The sequence below is a fragment of the Bartonella sp. AP57NXGY genome, from assembly GCF_042195805.1.
Classification (GTDB): Bacteria; Pseudomonadota; Alphaproteobacteria; order Rhizobiales; family Rhizobiaceae; genus Bartonella.
The window spans coordinates 14355-19301 of the sequence record NZ_JBHIOZ010000025.1 but is presented as its reverse complement, the minus strand read 5'-3'; the positions used below and the strand labels follow the sequence as shown (position 1 = coordinate 19301).

The window sequence follows — 4947 nt, the reverse complement described above, 5'->3', positions numbered from 1 at the left end:
ATTAATAAAACAATCCCTGCCGAAATCAAGCGAGGAGACAGATGAAAACAAAACAAGCAAAACCAGTGAAAGCCGAACAACTTAGAAGTTATTATGAAGAAAGCCGTGGCTTAGAACGTGATCTTATCAATGAATTTATAAGGTCGCGCAGAACGGCATGGCGTGTTGCGAGTACTGTGGGTCTTTTTGGCTTATTCGGTATGATATGTGGAGTTGTTGGATTTTCTCAACCAGCTCCAACTCCCTTAGTATTGCGCGTTGATAATACGACGGGTGCAGTTGATGTTATCTCAATCATGCGTGAACACGAAGAAAGCTATGGTGAAGTTGTAGATAGATATTGGCTAAACCAATATGTACTTAACCGCGAAACTTACGACTACGATACTATTCAACTGAACTATGACACAACAGCACTTTTAAGTGCGGCATCTGTTCAACAAGAATATTATAAAATCTATGATGGAGAAAATGCACGGGACAAAGTGCTTTCCAACAAAGCACGTATTACAGTTAAAGTACGATCAATCCAGCCTAATGGACTCGGTCAAGCAACTGTACGTTTTACGACTCAGCAACTTGACAGCAACGGTGCTGCTACTGGACCAAAACAGCACCAAATTGCAACAATTGGTTACACCTATGTTGGTGCACCCATGAAATCATCTGATCGATTGCTTAACCCCCTTGGTTTTCAAGTAACAAGTTACCGTTCTGACCCAGAAATACTGTTGAATGATTAAGGAATTGATTGTTATGAAAAAACTTGCGTTCGTTGTTCTATTGTCTTCGTTTTCTTCTCTTTATACGGTACCTGTGCAGGCGCTCAAAAGTCCATCAAATTCACAATATGATCATCGCATTCGCTATATAACATATAACGAAGCCGATGTGGTTCAAATTGAAACAGTTCTTGGTGTGGCAACACATATTATTCTTGAAGAAGGTGAACAGTACATAACTCATGCCTTTGGCGATTCTGAAGCCTATGCCTTTGCTCATAAAGGGCGGCATATTTTTATTAAACCAAAAGCAGAACTTGCCAATACCAATCTCATCGTTGTAACCGACAAACGGAGTTATAAATTCCGACTACAATTTCGGAATGACCGTGCGGGATCAACATATGAATTGGCTTTCCATTATCCCGATTCAAACGATGAAAAGTCAGAAGAAAACAATCGGCGCCTTGCGATTGAACGTGGTTTTCACCAAAGCGTCAACGGCTATAATCTCAGTTATACCATGAGTGGTCACCAAGATATTGCTCCGATAAATGCTTGGGACAATGGGCGTATTACTTACTTTAAATTTCCCGCTAACATGGATATGCCATCGATTTATGTCGTAGATGCTGAAGGTAATGAAAGCTTAATACCACGCACCGTTATCGGCAGTTCTAATGATATTATCGCCGTTCATAAGGTCAATCCTAAATGGCTTATACGGCTTGGTAAACGCGCTCTAGCTGTTTTTAATGAAGCCTATGACCCCAATGGCGTACCAAACACAACAGGGACAGTATCTTCGGTGGTTTATCGTATCAATAAAGGAGGAAAATGATGTTTGACAATAAGGAAGGAGAGGGAAAAGGTACAAAACTGGACAACGTCGAACAAAAACATATTGAAGGTACCTATGGAGGGTCCGAACTAGGTTCTGAACGTCGTCCAACAATTCCAGGTACCCGTGCATTGTTAATGGTAGGACTTATTGTCATAGTAGCGATACCGATTGCCTTGACTTGGAAAGCTTTTAAAATGCGTAATACCGTGGAGGTTGAGGAAGAAAAACCACAACAAATAGTACAGCAAATTATACCAAACTATGTCCCTCGGATTATAGAAGAGCCAAAGATTGTAGAAGAAGCAGAAAAATCAACACAAACAGAAGATTCAAACTTGGATATTCCACCGGCATTGAGTAAACTTCTTCAAACAGCCATTCCTCCACATATGCTCCAAGATTCTGAAGAATTAGCACGCAAACGTATGCTCAGTTCTAGCCTTAACAACGGTGGTAGCGAAGGATCTACAGATACAAATAATAAAGCATCGAATAATGATAGAGGTAATGGCGTATTATTTGATAACCTTCAGCCCGTGCGTTTAGGTCAATCACATGCGATGCAACTTCGTAACCGTGACTTTTTGATTACACAAGGAACGCAAATAGATTGTACGTTAGAAACAAAAATCATTACATCACAACCCGGAATGACGACGTGTCATTTAACACGCGATATTTATTCCACGAGTGGACGTGTTGTTTTGCTTGACCGTGGTTCTAAAGTTGTTGGTTTTTACCAAAGTGGCATACAACAAGGACAAACGCGCGTGTTTGTGCAATGGTTACGCATTGAAACGCCTTCTGGTGTTGTTGTCAATCTTGACTCACCAGGCACAGGTCCTCTGGGTGAAGCGGGTATTGGTGGCTGGGTTGACAGACATTTTTGGGAACGATTTGGTAGTGCAATTATGGTAAGCATTATCGGTGATTTAGGAGAATGGGTAAGAGGAAAAGTTGGTAAAAGCAGCAAAGAAAATAAAGATAACTCACAAAATAAAGGAGCTCAGAATGCTGAATCTATAGCAATCGATGTTCTTCAAAATTCCATCAATATCACACCAACACTTTACAAAAACCAAGGCGAACGAGTAAATATTTTTGTTGCTCGTGATCTGGATTTCAGCGATGTCTACAGTCTCGTCACACGTTAACCCGATACAAAAAGATCAAGCAGTTTTTCAGCTTCTGCAACCGCTTGATTGTTTTTTAGAAGATCCCACGATCACTGAATTATCGATTTGCCGCCCCTGTGAAGTATGGACGAAAAGCTTTAAGGGTTGGCAACTACATAGCGTACCAGAGTTAACAACCACTTTTTTGCAAACGCTTATTACAGCTATTATCGTTTATAACGGTATGGCTCCCAGAAGTATTAATTATGTGCTCTTGCCTGGTGGACAACGTGGTACAATTATACAAACACCAGCTGTTGTTGATGGTGCTCTTTCCTTTGTAATTCGTAAACATTCTCTCATAGTTAAAACGTTAGAAGAACTCAAAGAAGAAGGGGCATTTGACGATTTTTCTGATGTAAGTTTTAATAAGCCTTCAGCAAAAGAAGCCAATAACTTGTTATCGAGGCAGGACTTCACACGGTTGGAACCATTTGAAGTTCAACTCTTACAAAGTAAACGTGAGGGAAAAATTCTTGAATTTTTGGAAGAATGCGTCCTTCACAAACGCAACATTATTATTGCAGGCAAAACAGGATCTGGTAAAACAACATTTGCTCGCTCTTTAATTGAAAAGGTCCCTGTAGAGGAGCGTATTATCACAATTGAAGATGTTCATGAGCTTTTTCTACCCAATCATCCCAATCATGTACATATGATTTATGGTAACAATGTAGGCCGTGTTTCAGCTGAAGAATGCCTAGATGCGTGTATGCGTCAGTCGCCTGACAGAATTTTTCTCGCTGAATTGCGAGGCAATGAAGCATGGGAATATCTCAATTCGCTCAACACTGGTCATCCCGGATCGATTACAACAACGCATGCTAACAGCGCTTTGCAGACATTTGAGCGATGTGCCACCTTGATTAAAAGATCAGAAATTGGCCGGCAACTCGAGTTAGAAATGATAAAAATCGTTCTCTATACAACAGTTGACGTAGTGTTGTTCTTTAAAGATAGAAAACTCTCTGAAGTCTTTTACGACCCGATTTTTGCTAAATCAAAAATCGCTTAAGGGGAGCTTCCTCTCTCGGTAATATGAAGCAAACAAAAATAGCCGTAACTAATTGTTACGGCTATTTATTTAACTTTTCCTATTCTCTTTGCTTCTCCGATGGATTTTCTACACTCTTCATGAGGAAAAAAGTTAATAGACAACAACTCTACGAGAAAACCAAATTATACATAAGGTTCTCTTTATTCTCTTGCCTTTGATCATTCTTTCCATTTACCTTTTGAAAAAGTATCTTTGATGCAAAAAAGAAAAAATAGCTGCAAAATAAATATTTAAACAAAAGAAAAGAATAAATTTTGATTCGCCTATCAATGAAAGCTTCGTAAAATAGGTACTTTCGATCATCACAAATAATTATCGTCATCAAGACCAAAACTTATCGTTTAAAAATTCTAAGCGCTATTTTCAAGTGATTAATAAATATGTTTTTTAACCAAACAATCTCCAAATACGGAAAACCTCATACGAAATAAATTATCATTTCGATTTAGCATCCATAAACCACGTTCTATTTGGTAATAAAAAGTATAGTAGTATATACGACGTCTTCTTCGGACGAAGAAAGATTCTTAACCTCCAGTTGTTCGTAAACAACCAAATTTCTCTTAAGCAAGCTTTGCTAACCATATCACGTGGCTTATGTCCCTCTCCTAAAGATGATATCCATAGACTACATAAGGTAAGCTCTACTCTGAATATTCCTGCTCTCTTCTCTGCACCACAAAAAGCAAAAATTCCTAAAAGAACAGATCTACAATCACTCTTCTTAAGATGCATCACATTGTCTTATAAAGAGTGTTCATTATTTTGCGTGTTGGATAAAAGATCTTAGTACCGTAGGATTCTCTCATTTCAAAGCTGTTTATTAACCAAAACCATGTCTCTTGCACATTATAAGTAAATAAAGCCGTATAGAATGAAACTGTACAAAAAAGCACTAAAAATGCCTTTTATAAACCATCCAAAATGCCAAAAATTGTCACAACATTGGGAGTTTGCAAAGTGTCTAATGGCGCCCAACTTGTTCTTTTATGAAGTGTAAAAATGGAGATGCTCTATAAATTTTATATTATTCATCGGGGCTTTACCATTATACCATCCACGAACTCTGTAGTGAAATAAGCTTAGGCACCTTAAAGAAAGGTTTCTTAAAAACAAGCGTGCAAATTGACAAGCAAAGTGTATTTGGTT

General features: G+C 38.5%; 4 protein-coding genes. All 4 read left to right on the top strand.

Annotated features, from left to right (window positions below):
• Window positions 1-41: 41 nt before the first annotated feature.
• From ACFIL8_RS04460 to virB11, 4 genes are read left to right on the top strand one after another with little or no spacing between them, the layout of a single operon-like run.
• Entirely contained in the window at window positions 42-743 is a 702-nt protein-coding gene (locus ACFIL8_RS04460) for a virB8 family protein (protein ID WP_375606007.1), read from the top strand.
• Between the two features lie 13 nt (window positions 744-756).
• Window positions 757-1563 carry a P-type conjugative transfer protein VirB9 gene (gene virB9 / locus ACFIL8_RS04455; RefSeq protein ID WP_375606008.1) on the top strand — a complete coding sequence of 269 codons (807 nt, stop codon included), beginning with the start codon at window positions 757-759 and terminating at the stop codon, window positions 1561-1563.
• Window positions 1563-2720, top strand: a complete 1158-nt coding sequence (virB10, locus tag ACFIL8_RS04450; protein ID WP_375606219.1) for a type IV secretion system protein VirB10 — start codon at window positions 1563-1565, stop codon at window positions 2718-2720. The genes virB9 and virB10 overlap by 1 nt, the downstream gene beginning before the upstream one ends.
• On the top strand, window positions 2695-3756 hold the full coding sequence (gene virB11 / locus ACFIL8_RS04445; protein WP_375612249.1) for a P-type DNA transfer ATPase VirB11: 1062 nt from the start codon (window positions 2695-2697) through the stop codon (window positions 3754-3756). The genes virB10 and virB11 overlap by 26 nt, the downstream gene beginning before the upstream one ends.
• The last annotated feature ends 1191 nt before the right edge of the window (window positions 3757-4947 follow it).

Excerpts from the sequence above, each read along its gene's own strand:
- virB9 (WP_375606008.1), top strand. The coding sequence starts at position 757 with ATGAAAAAACTTGCGTTCGTTGTTCTATTGTCTTCGTTTTCTTCTCTT.
- virB10 (WP_375606219.1), top strand. The coding sequence starts at position 1,563 with ATGTTTGACAATAAGGAAGGAGAGGGAAAAGGTACAAAACTGGACAAC.
- virB11 (WP_375612249.1), top strand. The coding sequence starts at position 2,695 with ATGTCTACAGTCTCGTCACACGTTAACCCGATACAAAAAGATCAAGCA.
- ACFIL8_RS04460 (WP_375606007.1), top strand. The coding sequence starts at position 42 with ATGAAAACAAAACAAGCAAAACCAGTGAAAGCCGAACAACTTAGAAGT.